Origin of the sequence: Duganella sp. P38 (assembly GCF_050859475.1) — a bacterium.
In the GTDB taxonomy this organism is placed as follows: domain Bacteria; phylum Pseudomonadota; class Gammaproteobacteria; order Burkholderiales; family Burkholderiaceae_D; genus Rugamonas.
In genome coordinates this window covers 1,066,460-1,083,710 of record NZ_CP193936.1, presented here as the reverse complement: position 1 = coordinate 1,083,710, position 17,251 = coordinate 1,066,460, and the positions used below count along the sequence as shown (strand labels likewise).

Annotated in this window: 14 protein-coding genes, 1 tRNA gene and 1 pseudogene; 8 read left to right on the top strand and 8 right to left on the bottom strand. The window is 64.4% G+C overall.

All coding sequences use genetic code 11. The annotated features are described in order from the left end of the window. Positions 1–9: 9 nt before the first annotated feature. The 3 genes from trpD (at position 10) to trpC (ending at position 2,580) form a co-directional block, all read left to right on the top strand. Positions 10–1,041: an anthranilate phosphoribosyltransferase gene (gene trpD, locus ACRQ5J_RS04905; protein ID WP_432381469.1), complete on the top strand. Its 1,032-nt coding sequence runs from the start codon at positions 10–12 to the stop codon at positions 1,039–1,041. An 85-nt stretch (positions 1,042–1,126) separates the two neighbouring features. Beyond that, entirely contained in the window at positions 1,127–1,777 is a 651-nt protein-coding gene (locus ACRQ5J_RS04900; protein WP_432381467.1) for a LysE family translocator, read from the top strand. 2 nt (positions 1,778–1,779) lie between these two features. Continuing rightward, positions 1,780–2,580, top strand: coding sequence for an indole-3-glycerol phosphate synthase TrpC (gene trpC / locus ACRQ5J_RS04895; protein WP_432381465.1), 801 nt, complete (start codon positions 1,780–1,782; stop codon positions 2,578–2,580). On the opposite strand, the gene ACRQ5J_RS04890 is transcribed toward trpC, so the two are convergent. The 7 genes and pseudogenes from ACRQ5J_RS04890 to ACRQ5J_RS04860 all read right to left on the bottom strand — a co-directional run bounded on the left by ACRQ5J_RS04890 (position 2,577) and on the right by ACRQ5J_RS04860 (position 10,988). Continuing rightward, a complete protein-coding gene (locus ACRQ5J_RS04890; RefSeq protein WP_432381463.1) occupies positions 2,577–3,713 on the bottom strand; it encodes a GGDEF domain-containing protein in 1,137 nt (378 codons plus the stop codon). The two genes, trpC and ACRQ5J_RS04890, sit on opposite strands and share 4 nt — an antisense overlap. Before the next feature lie 178 nt (positions 3,714–3,891). Continuing rightward, positions 3,892–5,681: pseudogene (locus ACRQ5J_RS04885) on the bottom strand (M61 family metallopeptidase). Positions 5,682–5,706: 25 nt separating this feature from the next. After that, positions 5,707–6,294, bottom strand: coding sequence for a nucleotidyltransferase family protein (locus ACRQ5J_RS04880; RefSeq protein ID WP_432381462.1), 588 nt, complete (start codon positions 6,292–6,294; stop codon positions 5,707–5,709). 4 nt (positions 6,295–6,298) lie between these two features. Further along, entirely contained in the window at positions 6,299–8,515 is a 2,217-nt protein-coding gene (locus ACRQ5J_RS04875) for a molybdopterin cofactor-binding domain-containing protein (RefSeq protein WP_432381461.1), read from the bottom strand. Between the two features lie 13 nt (positions 8,516–8,528). Further along, the gene (locus ACRQ5J_RS04870) at positions 8,529–8,987 is read right to left on the bottom strand and encodes a (2Fe-2S)-binding protein (RefSeq protein ID WP_432381460.1); all 459 of its coding nucleotides are present in this window, start codon (positions 8,985–8,987) and stop codon (positions 8,529–8,531) included. A gap of 30 nt (positions 8,988–9,017) precedes the next feature. Continuing rightward, on the bottom strand, positions 9,018–9,746 hold the full coding sequence (locus ACRQ5J_RS04865; RefSeq protein WP_432381459.1) for a DsbC family protein: 729 nt from the start codon (positions 9,744–9,746) through the stop codon (positions 9,018–9,020). 21 nt (positions 9,747–9,767) lie between these two features. Beyond that, positions 9,768–10,988: an FAD-dependent monooxygenase gene (locus tag ACRQ5J_RS04860; protein ID WP_432381458.1), complete on the bottom strand. Its 1,221-nt coding sequence runs from the start codon at positions 10,986–10,988 to the stop codon at positions 9,768–9,770. A gap of 77 nt (positions 10,989–11,065) precedes the next feature. On the opposite strand from ACRQ5J_RS04860, the gene ACRQ5J_RS04855 reads away from it, so the two are divergent. From ACRQ5J_RS04855 to ACRQ5J_RS04840, 4 genes are all read left to right on the top strand, one after another. Next, positions 11,066–11,141 (top strand) — tRNA-Phe (locus ACRQ5J_RS04855). A gap of 293 nt (positions 11,142–11,434) precedes the next feature. Further along, complete coding sequence (locus ACRQ5J_RS04850; protein ID WP_432381456.1) at positions 11,435–12,175, top strand: FkbM family methyltransferase; 741 nt, start codon at positions 11,435–11,437, stop codon at positions 12,173–12,175. Between the two features lie 106 nt (positions 12,176–12,281). After that, positions 12,282–12,587, top strand: a complete 306-nt coding sequence (locus ACRQ5J_RS04845; protein WP_432383731.1) for a hypothetical protein — start codon at positions 12,282–12,284, stop codon at positions 12,585–12,587. Next, positions 12,485–13,969, top strand: coding sequence for a DUF885 domain-containing protein (locus tag ACRQ5J_RS04840; RefSeq protein ID WP_432383589.1), 1,485 nt, complete (start codon positions 12,485–12,487; stop codon positions 13,967–13,969). The genes ACRQ5J_RS04845 and ACRQ5J_RS04840 overlap by 103 nt, the downstream gene beginning before the upstream one ends. 5 nt (positions 13,970–13,974) lie before the next feature. Here ACRQ5J_RS04840 and ACRQ5J_RS04835 read toward each other — a convergent pair whose 3' ends face one another. Further along, positions 13,975–14,877, bottom strand: coding sequence for an AEC family transporter (locus tag ACRQ5J_RS04835; protein WP_432381454.1), 903 nt, complete (start codon positions 14,875–14,877; stop codon positions 13,975–13,977). A gap of 127 nt (positions 14,878–15,004) precedes the next feature. On the opposite strand from ACRQ5J_RS04835, the gene ACRQ5J_RS04830 reads away from it, so the two are divergent. Further along, positions 15,005–17,227, top strand: a complete 2,223-nt coding sequence (locus ACRQ5J_RS04830; RefSeq protein WP_432381452.1) for a family 1 glycosylhydrolase — start codon at positions 15,005–15,007, stop codon at positions 17,225–17,227. The last annotated feature ends 24 nt before the right edge of the window (positions 17,228–17,251 follow it).

Sequence of the window (17,251 nt, the reverse complement as noted above, 5' to 3'; positions counted from 1 at the left end):
AGAACCGCCATGCCTATCACCTATCAAGAAGCGCTGGTGCGCTGCATCGAACACCGCGAGATTTTCCACGACGAGATGCTGCACCTGTTCCGCCAGATCATGTCCGGCGAAATGTCGCCGACCATGGTCGCGGCCCTGACCATGGGCCTGCGCGTGAAAAAAGAAACCATCGGCGAAATCGCCGCCGCCGCGCAAGTGATGCGCGAGTTCTCGACCAAGGTGCCGATGGCCGACACCTCCGGCCTGCTGGATATCGTCGGCACCGGCGGCGACGGCGCGCACACTTTCAATATCTCCACCACCTCGATGTTCGTCGCGGCGGCGGCAGGCGCGCGCGTGGCCAAGCACGGCGGCCGCAGCGTGTCGTCGTCGTCGGGCAGCGCGGACGTGATCGAGTCGCTGGGCGCGAATATCAACCTGAAGCCGGAGCAGATCGCGCAGTCGATCGCGCAGACCGGCATCGGCTTCATGTTCGCGCCCAACCACCACGCGGCCATGAAGCACGTGGCGCCGGTGCGCAAGGAACTGGGGGTGCGCTCGATCTTCAATATCCTCGGGCCGCTGACCAATCCCGCCGGCGCGCCAAATATCCTGATGGGCGTGTTCCACGCGGACCTGGTGGGTATTCAGGTGCGGGTGTTGCAGCGTTTGGGCGCGCAGCATGCCATCGTTGTCTACGGCAAGGACAATATGGACGAGGTGTCGCTGGGCGCGGCCACCATGGTTGGTGAGCTGATAAATGGCGAGATCCGCGAGTATGAGATTCATCCGGAGGATTTCGGCATGCAGATGATCGCCAGCCGCAACCTGAAGGTGGCCGATGCGGCCGAGTCGAAAGCGCGCATGATGGAAGCGCTGCGCGGCGAGCCGGGTCCGGCCTTCGATATCGTGGCGCTGAACGCCGGCACCGCGCTGTACGCGGCCGGCGTGGCCAGTTCGATCGAGGATGGACTGAAGCGCGCGCGCTTTGCTATCTCCTCCGGCGCGGCGCTGCGCAAGATCGATCAATTCGTCGAAGTCACCCAGAACCTCGGCCGCTAAGCCGTCGTCATTCCCGCGCAGGCGGGAATCCATGCTGAGTATGGGTTCCCGCCTGCGCGGGAACGACGGAGCGAAGGATAACGATATGTTTGGCATTCACGACCTCACCCTGTTCATCATCTCCGGCCTGCTGCTCAACATCATGCCCGGTCCGGACTCGCTGCTCATCATGACGCGCAGCGCCACGCAAGGCTGGCGCGCCGGATCGGCCGCCGCGCTGGGCATCGGCGCCGGCACCATGGTGCACGTGCTGGCGGCGGCGCTGGGCTTGTCGGCGCTGCTGTCGACATCCGCCGCCGCCTTCACGGTGGTGAAGTGGGTCGGCGCGGCGTACATCGTCTACATGGGCGTCGGCATGCTGCGCGCGAAGCTGCGCGAAGGCGGCGATAGCGGCGCGGCCAAGCCGGCAGACCCGGTGCGTCCGCAGGCCTGGCGCAAGATCTTCCTGCAAGGCTTCCTGACCAATGTGCTGAATCCCAAGGTGGCGCTGTTCTTCCTGGCCTTCGTGCCGCAGTTTATCAGCGCGGACTCCAGCAACAAGCCGCTGGCCTTCATCATCCTCGGCGCGATCTTTAATTTCAACGGCATGCTGTATTGCCACGGCCTTGCCTTGTTCACCGCCTTTGCCAGCGCGCGCCTGAAAATCAAGCCGCTGGTATCGCTGTGGCTCAACCGCACCATGGGTGGCCTGTTCCTGGCCCTCGGCGTGCGCCTCGCACTTTCGGAGCAACGTTAATCATGTCTGACATTCTGAACAAAATCCTCGCGGTCAAAGCCGACGAAGTGGCCGCCGCCAAGAAGTACCGCAGCTTCGCCAGCCTGCGCGACGAAGTGGAGTCCAACACCGAACTGCGCGCCGGCCTGCGCGGCTTTGAAGCCAGCCTGCGCGCCAAAATCGCCGCCGGCAAGCCGGGCGTCATCACCGAAATCAAGAAGGCATCGCCATCGAAAGGCGTGATCTGCGCCGACTTCCGCCCGGCCGACATCGCCGCCACCTACGAAGCGAATGGCTCCGCGTGCCTGTCGGTGCTGACCGACGAGCAGTTCTTCCAGGGGTCGGTGGCGTATTTGCAGCAGGCGCGCGGCGCGTGCTCGCTGCCGGTGCTGCGCAAGGACTTCATGATCGACATCTACCAGATCTACGAAGCGCGCGCGATGGGCGCCGATGCGATCCTGCTGATCGTCTCCGCGCTGGATCACGGCCTGATGGCGGAAATGGAAGCAGTCGCCCAGGAACTGGGCATGGACGTGCTGGTGGAAACCCACGACGGCGACGAACTGACCGCCGCGCTAAAGCTGAAAACCCGGCTGGTCGGCGTCAACAACCGCAATCTGCGCACGTTCGAGGTATCGCTGCAAAACACCCTCGGCCTGCTGGACCGCATGCCGGCCGATAAGCTGGTCATCACCGAATCCGGCATCCTGACGCCGGCCGACGTCAAAACCATGCGCGACGCGAACGTCCACGCCTTCCTGGTCGGCGAAGCCTTCATGCGCGCGCCGGATCCGGGCGCCGAGCTGGCCCGCCTGTTCAATTAAACCAGCGCGGCCTCGGGCTGCGACGCGGCCTGCTGCGCGACTTCGATACGGTCGCGCCCTCTTTCTTTCGCAAAATACAAGGCCTTATCGGCGCGGCTCAGAATGCTGTCCAGGCTTTCGTCCGCGCTGCTCTGGCACGCCACGCCGATGCTGACGGTGTACGGCGGCACATCCACGCGCGGCGCGCGCAGCGCGGCCTGGATGCGGCCGGCGATGTGGAGCGCCCGGTCCAGCCCGGTGGCCGGCAGCAGCACGACGAATTCTTCGCCGCCAAAACGCGCCACGTGGTCGGAGGCGCGCACCGCCTTGCCGATCATTTGCGCCATGTCGACCAGCACACAATCGCCGGTGGCGTGGCCAAACGAATCATTAATCCTTTTGAAGTAATCGATGTCGATATTCAGCATTGTCATGAATGTGCCTTCGCGGCGCATCAGCGCATGCTCTTTGGCATAAATATCGGCAAAGCCACGACGATTTAATGTCAGCGTTAATGGATCAAGCGTGGAGCGACGCTCCAGCGTAATTTGCAGCCGTCGTGTGCAGACAGTCATGAAGCCGACTGTCATCATCAGCGTCATGAAATGCGCGGTCGCCAGATATAAGGCCGCAAAAGTGCCTGTACCGAGCAGATTCACATCGCCGCCGCCAGTCAGCGCCATTATGCCGCGCGCACCGACAATAAAAGCCTCGATAATTACCAGGCTAACGAAAAACAGGGTCGAGAAATGACGATCACCGTGTTTGAACACGACAAATATAACCCGCGCATGCAATGTAAATACAAATACGGATGATATGACGACACGGGTTATAAAGTCCGGCCGTATCCAAAGGAAATAACCCAGCAATAATGCCGTCAATACCCATATGGCGTGGTAAAGCCTCCACGAGGGGCGCCGGTTATAAAAACGCTCCGTGCCGATGACGGTTAATCCGAGGCCGAGCACCATAATCACATTGGCTAATAACAGCAGCACCTGCGACTTGCCGTGCGCGGCGAACAGCAGCACACCTCCCACCAGAAGCACCAACGCTAGCGCCCATTCGCGCAAGCCTTGGATTTCTTTGGGGAAGTTCAAATGGGCTGAGTACAGGACTACGCTCATCGCGCCGGCCATCAGGGTGGCCATCAGCAGTATGGTGTTCGGGTCAGGCAAGATCATGTGCGGCGATTCTAAACCACAACGGCGGGCGGGTGCGGAATAATGCGGCCACGCGCCGGAAGTTGGCGGGTACGTGCCAAAAACTGGCATAAAATGGCCGAAAAAAGGCCGCATCGGTCTGATGCGGCCTTTGAAGCGTTGCTTTTTAGCGGCTTGCGCTCGGCCGCAGCGGACCGGAGGATTTCTTCGCGGCCTGATCCAACGTCAGCGCAATGCCAGGCACACGGTCGCCTTGCAGCGTCAGTTCGAAGGTCATCAGCTCGTCGCGGCGGAAGGCGTGCACCTGTACTGTGTCGCCGACCGCGTAGCGCGACAGCAGGTTGTCCAGGTTGGCGGCGGTGACGCGCAGGTCATCGAGGGCAATCAGAATATCGCCCGCCGATAATCCGGCGCGATGGGCGGCGCCATTTTCATGAACCGCAGACAATTTGCAATCGTTGCCATCCTTGCCGAGATTGGCGTCGAAACTCGGCTTGGCCGATTTACGCTCGTCATTATATTTAACGCCGAATGGCGCCAGCAGTTTCGCCAGCGGCAAATCCTCGGTGCCACGCACATATTTATCGAAGAACGGTTTGAAACGACCACCGCTGATTTCATCGAATAAAGCCTCGGCTTCTGGGGGCGTAACGCCACGGCCGCCGCCATGATAGAAATCGCGGCCATAACGCTGCCATAAGGTGCGCATCACGTCATCCAGCGATTTTTTACCGCCGGTTTTAGCGCGGATACTTAAATCCAGCGCCAGGCCGATTAAAGAGCCCTTCGTGTAATAACTGACGATGGCATTCGGCGCATTTTCATCCTGGCGATAATATTTACCCCAGGCGTCGAAACTCGAATCGGCCACGCTTTGCTTGGTGCGGCCGGCGCCGCGCAATACGCTGCCGACGGTTTTACCCAGCAATTTGAAATAAGCAGGTTCGGCGATAATGCCGGCGCGCACCAGCATCAAATCATCGTAATAACTGGTAAAGCCTTCAAACAGCCACAGCAGTGGCGAGTAATTTTCGACTTGCAGGTTATACGGCGCGAACGCCGCCGGCTTGATGCGCTTGACGTTCCAGGTGTGGAAGTATTCGTGGCTGCACAGGCCGAGGTATTGCAGGTAGCCGTCACTGATGTCCTTGCCCTTGGCCGAGGTGGTCGGCAGGTCGCCGCGATTGCAGATCAGCGCGGTCGAGGCGCGGTGCTCCAGGCCGCCGTAGCCGTCGCCCACCGCCATGGTCATGAATACATAGCGGTCCATCGGCGCCTTTTTGGTCTTTGGCTCGAAGAAGGCGATCTGCGTTTCGCAGATTTTTTCAGGTCGGCGCTCAGGCGCGCCAGGTCCAGCTTCGGCACGCGGCCGGTGATGACGATGTCGTGCGGGATACCGTGCGCCTTGAAAGTCGCCAGCGCGAAGTCGCCCTGCTCCACCGGATGGTCGATCAGCTCATCGTAATTGGCGGCGATGTAGGTGCCGAAACCATAACGTTTCGCTTTCAGCTCCGGCAGCGAGGTGGCCACGCGCCAGCTTTGCGCCGCTGCGTGCGACGGACGCTGGATGTCGACCACGTGCGGTTGCACCTCCTGCCCCAGCACGCGCAGGAACACGCTGGTGCCGTTGAAGAAGCCGTGGTTCTGGTCCAGGTGCGCGGCGCGCACCGACAGGTCCCACGCGTACACTTCGTAATGCACGGTCAGCGCGGCGGAACGGTCGGCCAGCGGGGCCGCTTGCCAGGAGTGCTTATCCAGCTTGGTCAGCTCGACCGGCTCGCCCTTCGATTCGGCGCGGATGCGCACAATGTTGCGGGAAAATTCACGGATCATGTAGCTGCCCGGTATCCAGGCCGGCAGCGCGAAAATCTGGCCGCCTTCATCCGGCGCGGCCACCGTGACCGATACGTGGAACAAGTGCGCCGCCAGATCATGGCCGACGATGGTATAGGCGATCGCCGGGAGTTTTTGCTCGGTTTTTTCATCTTAAATCCTGTCTCGTGTCGATGTCGCGCACGACGCCTTCATCATCGACCGCAATTTCGCTTACTGGATGGCTTTTTAAAATCGCGCGCGCGCCCTGGTCGCCCTCCAGCGCCAGCAGCAGCGGCAAGTGATACGCACTGAAGGCGACGGGATTGCCGCGCCTTCCCTCAAACACGGGCGCCGCGATGTGCGCGCCACGCGCTATTGTAGCGGCCAATGCGCGCATGGTCTGCGGCCGGACATAAGGCATGTCGCCCAGTCCTATCAGCCAGCCTTCGGCGGCCCTGGTGTGTTCGATGGCGGTGATGAGGGATTCGGCCATGCCCAGGTCGGCGTCGGCGCACACGCGCACCTCGCAACCGAGACGGCCCAGCAGCGCGGCGACCTGGTCGTCGCCTTCGCGCACCACGGCCAGCACGCGCGGCAGCGCGGCCAGCATGTTCTTCGCGCTGGCCGCGACGACGGTTTCGCCATCGTCGCCATTGTCTCTGGCGGCCAGCTTTTGCAGCAGTTTGTTTTGTACGCCGGACGGGTCGAAGCGTCGACCGCGTCCGGCTGCCAGCAGGATGCCGGTTATCGCCATCCCGTCAGGCGCTGGCCAGATCGAACGGCAGCTTGCGCAGGCGCTTGCCGGTCAGCTTGAACAGCGCGTTGGCGAAGGCCGGCGCCAGCGGCGGCAAGCCAGGTTCGCCCATGCCGGTTGGCGGGTCGTTGGACGGCACGATGTGGACGTCGATCTTCGGCATGTCGGTGATGCGCGCCACGGTGTAGTCGCTGAAGTTCTGCTGCTCGACCACGCCATCCTTCAGCGTGATGGCGGCGCCCGGCAGCGTCATGCCAAGGCCCATCAGCGCCGCGCCCTGAAGCTGCGCTTCGATGGACAGCGGATTGACCGCCGTGTTGCAGTGAACGCCGGCCGTCACCTTGTGCAGCTTCGGCTGGCCATCCTTGATCGATGCCACCACCACGTAAGCGATTACGGTGTTGAACGACTCGTGCACCGCCACGCCATACGCCTGCCCCTTCGGCAGCGCCTTCTTGCCGTAGCCGGATTTGGCCACCGCCAGGTCCAGCGCGGCGACGTGGCGCTTGCCCTTCTCGCCCATCAGCTTCTTGCGGTAAGCCACCGGGTCGGCCTTGGCCGCGTGGGCCGCTTCGTCGATCAGCGTCTCCATCACGAAAGCGGTGTGGGTGGAGCCGACCGAGCGCCACCACAGCACCGGCACATTGGCCTTGACCGAGTGCGCGCTCAGGTTCAGCGGCACTTCGTACGGTTCGCCCATGCCTTCCACCATGGTCGCGTCGACGCCGTTCTTCACCATCATCGGCTCGAACAGCGTGCCGGCGGTGATGGACTGGCCGACGATCACGTGGTCCCAGCCGACGATCTGGCCCTTGGCGTCGATGCCGATATTGGCGCGGTGGACGTGCGAAGGACGATAGTAGCCGCCCTTGATGTCATCCTCGCGGCTCCAGATCACCTTCACCGGCTCCTTGTGGCCGGCCGCGCGCCACACCTTGGCGACGTTGACCGCCTCCACCAGGTAGTCGGAAGTCGGCACGCCGCGACGGCCAAAGCCGCCGCCGGCCGTCATCGTGTGCAGCACCACCTGCTCCGGCTTCAGGCCGGCGGTGGTGGCGATCGCGCCCTGGTCGACGGTCTGGAATTGCGAGCCGGCCCACACGGTGCAGCCATCCTGGCGCAGGTCGACCACGCAGTTCAGCGGCTCCATCGGCGCATGCGCCAGGTACGGGAACTCATAGACGGCGGAGATTTTCTTCGCCGCGCCGGCCAGCCTGGAGGTGTCGGCGGTGCGCACCACGTTGCCCGGCTTTTGCGACAGCGCCTTGAACTCTTCCAGCTGCTTGTCGCTGCTGACTTTCTCCAGGCCGCTGGTGTCCCAGTCGATCGCCAGCGCCTCGCGGCCGGTCTTGGCCGGCCAGTAGCCGTCAGCGATGACCACCACGCCGCTGCCGCCGCGATCGGTCTTCACTTCCAGCACATCGATCACGCCCTTGATGGCCTTGGCCTTGCTGGCGTCAACCTTGGCGACCCTGGCGCCGAACACCGGCGGCCGCGCCACCAGGGCGACCTTGCTGTCCGGCGCCTTGAAGTCCATGCCGAACTGCTGCTTGCCGGTGGACTTGGCGCGCGCGTCGATACGCTTGACCGGCTGGCCGATCAGCGTGAAGTCCTTCGGATCTTTCAGCTTGACGGTGGCGGGCGCCGGCTGCTTCATGGCCGCATCGGCCATGGCGCCGTAGGTAGCCTTCTGGCCTGCGGGTCCGATCAGCGTGCCCTTGACGGTCTTGATTTGCTCGGCCGGCACCTTCCATTGTTCGGCGGCGGCGGCGATCAGCATCGCGCGCGCCTTGGCGCCGATTTCGCGGTACTGGATATACGAGTGGGCGATGCTGCCCGAGCCGCCGGTAATCTGGATGCCGAACGCCGGGTCTTTATATTGGTCGCCGGCCGGCGCCAGCGCGCCGTTCACCTGCGACCAATCCGCATCCAGCTCCTCGGCGATCAGCATCGGCAGCGAGGTTTGCACGCCCTGGCCGAATTCCAGGCGATTGACCTGCACCGTCACCGTGTTATCGGGCGCGATGTGCAGGAAAGCGTTCGGTTCATAGACCTTGGCCGGCGCCTGCTGCGCATTGGCCAGGCGGCCGGCGCCCGGCAGGAAGAAACCCAGCACCAGGCCGCCGCCGGCGACCGCGCCGGCTTTCATGAAACCGCGGCGCGACATGCCGGAAACGGAGGCACTGGCGATCGTGCCCTGATTAAGCCATTCGATACGCATGGTGGTGGTCTCCTCAGGCAATCGCTTTGGCAGCGTCTTTGATGGCGGCGCGGATGCGCTGATAGGTGCCGCAACGGCAGATATTGCCGGCCATGGCGTTGTCGATGTCGGAATCCGAAGGATTCTTGTTCGTCCGCAGCAGCGCGGTGGCGCTCATGATCTGGCCACTCTGACAGTAGCCGCATTGCGGCACGTCGATCTTGACCCACGCGTCCTGCACGGCCTTGCCAACTTTATCGGTTTCCATCGCCTCGATGGTGGTGATCTTCTGGCCCTCGGCCGCCGAAATCGGCGTCACGCACGAACGGATCGGCTGACCGCCCAGGTGCACGGTGCAGGCGCCGCACAGCGCCATGCCGCAACCGAACTTGGTGCCGGTCATATTCAGGTTATCGCGCAAGGCCCACAGGATGGGCGTCGACGGATCGGCGTCCACCTGCACATCTTTACCGTTGATGTTCAAAGTGATCATATTGTCTCCCTGGTTGGACTGCTGCTGTGATTACTTTTTAAGCTTGCTGAATTTGTCTTCCAGCGCTTTGCTGTCGATCGCGCCTGGAATGCGCGAGCCGTCGGCGAAGAAGATCGCCGGCGTGCCCTGGATGCCCAGCTTGCGGCCCAGCGCCAGGATTTCATCGTTGGGCGATTCGCACGAGGCGGCGGCGGTGGCCGGCACTTTGCCGTTCAACATCCAGTCATCCCAGGCCTTCTGGCGATCCGGCGCGCACCACACGTTCTTCGACTTGACGAAGGAGTCGTCCGACAGGATGTTGTACATGAAGGTGTAGATGGTGACGTTGTCGGTTTCCTTCAGCGTGGTCTGGCGCAGGCGCTTGCAGTAGCCGCAGTTCGGGTCTTCGAACACCGCGATCACGCGCGAGCCGTCGCCCTTGACCGACTTCAGCGCCTTATCCAGCGGCAGGTCGGAGAATTTGATCTTGGTGATTTCCTCGATGCGCTCGCGGGTCAGGTCGGCGCCGGTGGTCAGGTTGAAGATATGGCCGTTGACCAGGTAGGTCGCGGTCTTGTCGGTATACAGGATGTCGCTGCCGATGCGCACTTCATACAGGCCGCTGTACGGCGTGGCGGTCACCGAATCGACCTTGACGTTTTCGCCCAGGCGCGGCTCGATCAGCTTCTTGATCGCGTCGGTGCTCGGTGGCGTTTGCGCTTCCACGCAGGATGCCATCAACACTGACAGCGACAGTAAAGCGATCTTGGTCTTTCTCATAACTTCTCCGGTAAATACTGATTACTTGCCCATCGCATGCGAGATGAGGCGGCGCTTCAGCACAGGTAATTTATCCAACAAGTTTAATCCCAAATTGCGTACCACGCGCAGCGGCTCGATATCGGTCTCGAACAGGCGCGCCAGGCCATCGGTGGTGACCTGCATCAGCAGCACGTCCTCCTTGCGGGCGCGCGCATAGCGGGCCAGCACGCGGTCGTCGCCGGTGGAGCGCTGCGGCTCGCGCTCGGCCAGGGTCTTGATCAGCTGCGCCACGTCGCCGAAGCCAAGGTTCATGCCGTGGCCGGCCAGCGGATGGACCACGTGGGCGGCGTCGCCGATCAGCGCCACGCGCGGCGCGATCATCGCGTGCGGGCGGATCAGGCGCAAAGGGAAGTCGCGCACCAGTTCCGGCTGCAGCGGCGTCAGCGCGCCCAGCTTCTCGCGCGCGAAGACGGCCAGGCGGTCGGCGATCTGCTGCGCCGATTCGGCGCGCAGCGTATCGGCCAGTTGTTCAGGGGCCGACCACACCAGCGACACCTTGTTACCGGGCAGCGGCAGCAAGGCGACGATGCCCTCGGACCCGGTGAACCACTGATAGGCGGCGCCATGATGCGGCTGTTCGCATGCAAAATTGGACACCACGGCGCGCTGGTTGTAGCTGCGGTAATCGAGGCCGATGTCGCACTGGCCACGCACCCACGACTGGGCGCCGTCGGCGCCGACCACCAGCGCGGCCTTGATGCTGCCGCCATCGTCCAGCTGCACGGTGGCGCTGCCGGCGTCGCGCAGCAGGCCGATGGCGCGGCCACTGACGGTCTTCACGTTCTGGGCGAAGCGCAGCGCGGCGTCCAGCGCCTGGTTCAGGTTGCGGTCTTCCAGGATCCAGGTCAGCGTGTTGGCGTGGGCGCCGTAGGCGTCGAAGGCCAGGCCGCCGGGCTGCGGGCCGTCGCCGTGGACGATCATCGCGTCGACCGGCGCCACGCGGGCGTGGTCCAGCGCATCCCACACCTTCAGCGACGACAGCAGGTGATGCGCGGTGTGATTCAGCGCGTAGACGCGGGCGTCCCAGCCCGGATCGGCGGCCGCCGGCGCTGGCGCCGGAGCCGGCGGCCCGAGCAAGGTCACGCTCAGGCCGGCCTGGGCCAGGCCCAGCGCGGCGGTCTTGGCAATCGCGCCATTGCCAACGATACAGATATCACTTTCGATCACGCGCAGCGCCGCGGAAGAGGTGGGCTTATTCATCCGGCCATTATAGCGTTTGTGGGAAACAGAAATTGCCACTTGCAGTTTCGGATCGACGTGCTATAATTCTGCTCCTTGGCCTGGTAGCTCAGTTGGTAGAGCAGAGGATTGAAAATCCTTGTGTCGGTGGTTCGATTCCGCCCCGGGCCACCAAGAATTCACAAAACGTCACCTTCGGGTGGCGTTTTTGCGTTTACGGCGCGATTTCGATAGCGCGGTGAGCATCCCCAACCTGCTCCCATCTTAAAATAACAGCAAGCCGGGGTTTTACGGCCCGAGGTGTGCACGTCGGCGCATTGCCTGTGGGTGGGCGTCTGCAAACTCATTCATCTTCCGCGACACACTTATGCTACAGTGGCTCACAGGAAATATATTGATGGGGTAGACAAAAAATGAAAAATTTGCGACCGATAGCGTTTGTCTTAGCCAGCACCAACCACGGCACCATGCTGGTCAACCGCCACGATTACCGCATCGTGGAAAGCGGGATGGGCTACGGCGTTGGACATCAGCTGTTAAACACGTCGGCATTCGACCCGCAGGAAGTGGATTTTGCCGTTCAGTTGCTGGGGAGCCGGCGGCAGAATTTTGGCGATGGCGTGGTGGCCGTCGATTGTGGCGCCAATGTCGGCGTACACACGATTGAGTGGGCGCAGGCCATGCACAGCTGGGGCGAGGTGATCGCTTTCGAAGCTCAGGAGCGCATCTATTACGCGCTGGCCGGCAATATCGCCATCAACAATTGCTTTAACGCCCGCGCGATCTTTGCCGCGGTCGGCGCCAGCGAAGGGGAAATTTCCGTTCCCCGGCCGGATTACTTCTCGCCGTCCAGCTTTGGCAGCCTGGAAATCCGGAAAACCAGCACCACCGAATTCATCGGCCAGGTCATCGACTATACGGAAGCCAACGGCGTCCGCACCAAGATGACGTCCATTGACGCGTTGAATCTCAAGCGGCTCGATTTTATCAAGATCGACATCGAAGGCATGGAGATGGAAGCCCTGATTGGCGCAGAACAATCCATCAAGGCATACAAGCCGCAGCTGATGATCGAGAAGATCAAATCGAACGAAGACGAAATCCGCAAGTTCCTGGCACGATTTGATTATCAAATATTCCCGCTGGGGATTAACATACTGGCGATACACAAAGACGATCCTGTCTCCCAGCAAATCCAAACCAGCTAAAGGAATCCATGACCCGCTCTCTCCCGCTGTTGCTGGGCGCGCTGCTGTGCGCCGCCCTGCCCGCCTTCGCCCAAGCCCAAGCCCAAGTACCGGCCACGCCGGAAAAATGAACCAGCTGTACGCTGATTATTGGGAAGACTACCTGCGGGAGAACCCGATCGCGGCCACCTACAACGGCGACCAGCGCTACAACAACCGCTTCGGCGCCATCACCTCGGCGGAAAACCGCGCGCAAAGCCGCGCGCTGGCGGAAAAATACCGGCGCGCAGCGCCGAATTCGATCCGGCGCCGCTGCCGCCCGAAGACCGCATCAGTTATGACCTGCTGCGCTACCGCCTGCAGGAAGTGCTCGACGGCCTGCGCTTCCCGTCCGACCAGGTGCCGGTGGACCAGTTCTCCGGCCTGCACCTGACGCTGGCCCAGCTGGGTTCCGGCACCTCGGCCCAGCCGTTCCAGACGGTGCAGGACTACGACAACTGGCTGCAACGCGCGGCCGGCTACGCCCCGGCGGTCGACGCCGCCATCGCCGATATGCGCACCGGCATCGCGCAAGGCATCGTCATGCCGAAAGCGCTGATCCGCCGCGTGCTGCCGCAGCTGGAAAACGTCGGCACCGACGACCTGGCCAAGAGCACCTATATGCAGCCGGTGCGGAAGTTCCCGGCCTCCTTCAGCGCCGCCGACCAGGCGCGCCTCAGCGACGCCTACGCCAAACTGGTGCGCGAGCAGCTGGCGCCGGCCAACCGCAAGCTGCTGGCCTTCATGCGCGACACTTATCTGCCGGCCGGCCGCGACACCGCCGGCATCGGCGCCCTGCCGGGCGGCCAGCAGTGGTATGCCTTCCTCGCCCGCCGCTCGACCACCACCGCGCTGACGCCGGCCGAAATCCACGACATCGGCCTGCGCGAAGTGGCGCGCATCCGCGCCCAGTTCGAGCAAGCCAGGCAGCGCGTCGGCTTCAAGGGCAATCTGCGCGAATTCTTCGACTACATCAACACCGCGCCCGAGCTGCGCTTCAAGACGCGCGACGAAATCCAGGCCTCGTACGAGGCGCTGCGGCCGCGCGTGGAAGCCAAGGTCGGCCTGCTGTTCGCCAGCGTGCCGAAGGCGCCGTTTGAAATCCGCCCGGTCGAGTCCTACCGCGAGGTCAGCGCCGCGCCGGCGTCCTACCAGCGCGGCTCGGTCGACGGCACCCGGCCCGGCATCTTCTACTACAACGCCTACAAGCCGGAGACGCGCACCCGCTTCACCACCAACGCCTTCTTCCTGCACGAAGCGATTCCCGGCCACCACTTCGAGCGCAGCCTGGCGCAGGAAACCACCGGCCTGCCGGCCTTCCGCCGCTTCGGCAGCAGCATCGCTTTCTCCGAAGGCTGGGGCCTGTACAGCGAAATGCTGGGCCAGGAAATCGGCATGTACGACGATCCGTGGCAATGGGTCGGCCGGCTGACGGCGGAAGTGTGGCGCGGCGTGCGACTGGTGGTGGACACCGGCATCCACGCCAAGGGCTGGACGCGCGAGCAGGCGATCGCCTACTTCAAGGACAATGTGCCGCAGGACGAGGTGACGGCGGTGCAGGAAGTCGAGCGCTACATCGCCATCCCGGGCCAGGCGCTGAGCTACAAGATCGGCGAACTCAAGCTGCGCGAACTGCGCGCCCGCGCCGAGCAGGCGCTGGGCGAGCGGTTCGACCTGCGCGCCTTCCACAACGAAGTGCTGTCGCACGGCTCGGTTCCGCTCGACGTGCTCGACGCCGCCGTCAACCGCTGGATCGCGGCGCAGAAGAAGGCCTGATCAAGTCACATCAAGGCCAGCACCGCCATCAGGCTGACGGCCGACAGCATCGTCTGCAAGGTGATGATGCCGGCCATCAGGCGGCTGTCGCCACCCATCTGCCGCGCCAGCACGTAGGAGGTGGGCGCGGTCGGCAGCGCGAAGAACAGGATCAGGATCGCGCTTTCCAGTTGCGGCAAGCCCAGCAGCCGAGCGCACAGCATGGCCGCCAGCGGCGCGCCGAACAGGCGCAGCAGCGAGTTGGCGGTCAGCGCGCCCAGTTCGCCGCGCAGCTCGTGCAGCTTCAGTGCGGCGCCGACACTCAACAAGCCCAGCGGCAGGCTGGTGCCGGCCAGCAGCGCCAGCAGCTTGTCGGCGCCCCAGGCCAGTTCCAGGCCGCTCAGGTTGAACGCGGCGCCGGCCACGCAGGCCAGGATCAGCGGATTGCGCGCGATCGGCAGCAGCAGCCGTCCCGGGCTGGCGCCCTGCCCGGCGCTGAAAGCCAGCACCGACAGCACGTTCACCGTCGGCACGTACACCGCCATGATGACGGCAGCCAGCACCAGCCCCGGCTTGCCGTACAGGCTGCCCACCACCGCCAGTCCCAGATAGGTATTGAAGCGCAGCACGCCCTGCGCCAGCACGCCGAAGCGCGCGGCCGGCCAGTGCCGCCAGCGCCAGCCGACGATCAGCGCCGCGCTGCACACGCCCAGGCACAGCAACACCGCGCCCAGCACGCGCGGCAGCGCCGGGTTGTCCAGCGGCGCCGACGCCAGGCTGGCAAACAGCAGCGCCGCGAACAGGATGAAATAATTGATCTTTTCGGCGCCGGGCCAGAAGCCCTCGCCGGGAAAGCCTTTTTGCTGCATTACATAGCCGGCGATAATCAGCACAAATACCGGCCACAAGGTAGTGAACAACACCGCCATTGACGCGCACTCCACAAACTCGATCAGCTAGTGTAACAGCGCCGTGTCTGTCTGAGCGGCAACGCTGCGCGCGGTGCGCGGATTTTTGGCCATACTGGCTGCCTGTCCGACCAGCAGACCGCAGACCATGAGCACACCCGACGCGCCGCCGCAGCTGCAACTGTGGGGCGGACTGGAAGCCACCGTCAACCGCGTGCGCGACCGCTATTTCAGCCAGATGGAGCAAAACGGCCACGACCGGCGCCTATCCGACCTCGACCGGTTTGCCTCGCTTGGCATCACGGCGCTGCGCTACCCGGTCTTGTGGGAACTGGTCGCGCCGGACGGCCTTGACCGGGCAGACTGGTCGCTGCCCGACGAACGGCTGCCGGCGCTGCGCGAGCTCGGCATCACGCCCATCGCCGGGTTGGTGCACCACGGCAGCGGGCCGCGCCACACCAGCCTGACCGATCCGCGTTTCGCCGAGCAACTGGCCGCGTACGCGGGCGCGGTGGCGCGCCGCTACCCGTGGCTGGAATACTACACGCCGGTCAACGAACCCTGCACCACCGCACGCTTCGCCTGCCTGTATGGCCTGTGGTATCCGCACGGACAGAGCGACCGCAGCTTCGTGCGTGCGCTGCTGAATCAATGCCGCGGCGTGGCGCTGGCCATGCAGGCGATCCGCGCCGTCAACCCGGCCGCCAAACTGGTGCAGACGGACGACCTCGGCAGAACCTACAGCACGCCGCCGCTGGCCGCCAAGGCGCGCTTTTACAACCAGCGCCGCTGGCTGCCATGGGACCTGCTGTGCGGCATGGTCGGCCCCGATCACGCGCTGTGGCGCTACCTGACCGATAGCGGCGCCGGCTGCGAGGAGCTGGACTGGTTCCGCCGCCATCCGTGCCCGCCGGACATTATCGGCGTCAACTATTACATCACCAGCGAGCGCTGGCTCGACCATCGGCGCGAGCACTACCCGGCGCACGAGATGGGCGCGGAAGGCTACGCCGACGTGGTGGCCGCGCGCGCGCTGGCGACACCGTGCGTCGGCATCGGCCCGCTGCTGGAAGAGGCGTGGCGCCGCTACGGCCTGCCGCTGGCGGTGACCGAGGCCCATCTCGACGCCCGGCGCGAGGACCATCTGCGCTGGCTGGCGGAAATCTGGCACGCCGCCGGCCAGGCGCGGCGGCGCGGCATCGATGTGCGCGCCGTTACCGTCTGGTCGCTGCTCGGCGCCTACGACTGGAATTGCCTGGTCGCCGACCGCAAGGGCTATTACGAAACCGGCGCCTATGACCTGCGCAGCCCGCAGCCGCGCCCGACCGCGTTGGCCACGCTGATGCGCGAACTGGCCAGCGGCAGGCCACCGTCCAGCCCGGTGTTGCAAGGGCCAGGCTGGTGGCGCCGCCCGGAGCGCCTGCTGTACCCGCCCATCAACCACGCCCGGTCCGGTGCCGGTGCCGCCGCCACCGATGCCGATGCCAAGGCCGGTGCCAGTGCAAAGGCCGGTGCCGGAGCCAATGTCACGGCCGGTGCCAGTGCAAAGGCCGGTGTCGATGCCAATGCCACGGCCGGTGTCAGTGCAAAGGCCGGTGTCGGAGCCAATGTCACGGCCTTTGCGGCTGCGGCTGCGACTGCGGATGCCGGTGCGGATGGCGCGGGGGTGGCGACGGCGCAACCGTTGCTGATTACCGGCGCCACGGGCCGGCTTGGCAGCGCCTTTGCGCGCCTGTGCGCCGAGCGCCATCTGGCCTGCCATGTGCTGACGCGGGCCGAGATGGACATCGCCGATCCGCTGGCGGTGGAGGCCGCCATTTGCCGCTACCGGCCGTGGGCGGTCGTCAACGCTGCCGGCTACGCACCGCCCGACGCATCCCACGATGGCGCGCGCTGCCGGCGCGACAACCTGCTTGGCCCGGTGGTGCTGGCGGCGGCCTGCGCCCGCCACGCCATCGCGCTGCTGCGCTTTTCCACCGACCAGGTATTCGCCGGCGCCAGCGACGCGCCGTATCTGGAAAGCGACGCCCCGTGCCCGCGCAGCGACTACGGCCGCAACCAGGCCGCCGCCGAGCAGCGCGTACACGCCATCCACCCGGCGGCGCTGACGGTGCGCAGCGGGCCGCTGTTCAGCCCGTGGGACCCGCCGGCGCGCGCGGCCGCGCTCAGCCGCGCGGCGGCCGCGCCCACCTACGTCCCGGACCTGGTGCACAGCTGCCTCGACCTGCTGATCGATGGCGAGCACGGCATCTGGCACCTCGCCAATCCCGATCCGGCCGGCCGCGCGCCGCTGGCCAGCGCGCGCGGGCAGCTGATGCCGCCGCTGGACGACGCCCTGCGTCGCTACCGGCAACAAGTCGGCGTTTTTTGATCTGGCGCAAAGATTCAGCTGGAC

What these genes read in the sequence shown, in the direction of transcription:
- ACRQ5J_RS04835 (WP_432381454.1), bottom strand. Translation starts at nt 14,877, where the DNA reads ATGGCGGTGTTGTTCACTACCTTGTGGCCGGTATTTGTGCTGATTATC.
- ACRQ5J_RS04860 (WP_432381458.1), bottom strand. Translation starts at nt 10,988, where the DNA reads ATGAATAAGCCCACCTCTTCCGCGGCGCTGCGCGTGATCGAAAGTGAT.
- ACRQ5J_RS04890 (WP_432381463.1), bottom strand. Translation starts at nt 3,713, where the DNA reads ATGGCCACCCTGATGGCCGGCGCGATGAGCGTAGTCCTGTACTCAGCC.
- ACRQ5J_RS04865 (WP_432381459.1), bottom strand. Translation starts at nt 9,746, where the DNA reads ATGAGAAAGACCAAGATCGCTTTACTGTCGCTGTCAGTGTTGATGGCA.
- ACRQ5J_RS04880 (WP_432381462.1), bottom strand. Translation starts at nt 6,294, where the DNA reads ATGGCGATAACCGGCATCCTGCTGGCAGCCGGACGCGGTCGACGCTTC.
- trpD (WP_432381469.1), top strand. Translation starts at nt 10, where the DNA reads ATGCCTATCACCTATCAAGAAGCGCTGGTGCGCTGCATCGAACACCGC.
- ACRQ5J_RS04850 (WP_432381456.1), top strand. Translation starts at nt 11,435, where the DNA reads ATGCTGGTCAACCGCCACGATTACCGCATCGTGGAAAGCGGGATGGGC.
- ACRQ5J_RS04830 (WP_432381452.1), top strand. Translation starts at nt 15,005, where the DNA reads ATGAGCACACCCGACGCGCCGCCGCAGCTGCAACTGTGGGGCGGACTG.
- ACRQ5J_RS04900 (WP_432381467.1), top strand. Translation starts at nt 1,127, where the DNA reads ATGTTTGGCATTCACGACCTCACCCTGTTCATCATCTCCGGCCTGCTG.
- ACRQ5J_RS04870 (WP_432381460.1), bottom strand. Translation starts at nt 8,987, where the DNA reads ATGATCACTTTGAACATCAACGGTAAAGATGTGCAGGTGGACGCCGAT.
- trpC (WP_432381465.1), top strand. Translation starts at nt 1,780, where the DNA reads ATGTCTGACATTCTGAACAAAATCCTCGCGGTCAAAGCCGACGAAGTG.
- ACRQ5J_RS04875 (WP_432381461.1), bottom strand. Translation starts at nt 8,515, where the DNA reads ATGCGTATCGAATGGCTTAATCAGGGCACGATCGCCAGTGCCTCCGTT.
- ACRQ5J_RS04845 (WP_432383731.1), top strand. Translation starts at nt 12,282, where the DNA reads ATGAACCAGCTGTACGCTGATTATTGGGAAGACTACCTGCGGGAGAAC.